Annotated in this window: 1 pseudogene; it reads right to left on the bottom strand. The window is 65.6% G+C overall.

The window, feature by feature from the left end:
• Window positions 1-466 (bottom strand): annotated as a pseudogene (locus tag LA04_RS22590) (ADP-ribosylglycohydrolase family protein); the annotation flags it as partial.
• Window positions 467-547: the final 81 nt, after the last annotated feature.

The following is a 547-nucleotide window of genomic DNA, read 5'->3' as shown; positions in this document are numbered from 1 at the left end:
CGCCATGGAGCGCGCCGCAGATGGCCGTCGCCATCGCGCCAATAGTGTCGGTATCGCCGCCCAGGTTGGCGCATAAAATGGCGCAGCGGTTTGGGTCGGTTCCCGCCAGTTCGACCATCGCAATGGCCGCCGGAACGGACTCAATGGTGCTGGTTCCGGCCCCCACAAGCTGGTAAACCTGCTCGCTGGCGGCACGTATTGAGCTGGCGCTTAAGACCGTACGGGAAGCCAACGGGGTTGAGTCCGCCAGCGACGCGCTGAAGGTGGTGGTTTTCGCCTCCTGCGCGTAGCGGGCGATACCCGGCAGCGCATCGACGATGTTCTGCCAGCTTTCGCCGTCAACGGCGCGGGAAATCGCCCAGGCAATCACCACCGCGCCGGCAATAGCGAGGTCGGATTTATGGGTCGGGCTGGAGGCCAGCGCCACCTGCTCAACAAAGTGTTCCAGACGCGTGGCCGGGAGCAGGCGGAGGCCAGCGCCACCTGCTCAACAAAGTGTTCCAGACGCGTGGCCGGGAGCAGGCAGCCCAGCGGAGAGGCGCGCATC

The organism is Enterobacter sp. UCD-UG_FMILLET, assembly GCF_000762975.1.
Lineage (GTDB): Bacteria > Pseudomonadota > Gammaproteobacteria > Enterobacterales > Enterobacteriaceae > Enterobacter > Enterobacter dykesii.
Note: the sequence above shows the minus strand (reverse complement) of the source record. Positions and strands in the feature narration are given on the sequence as shown.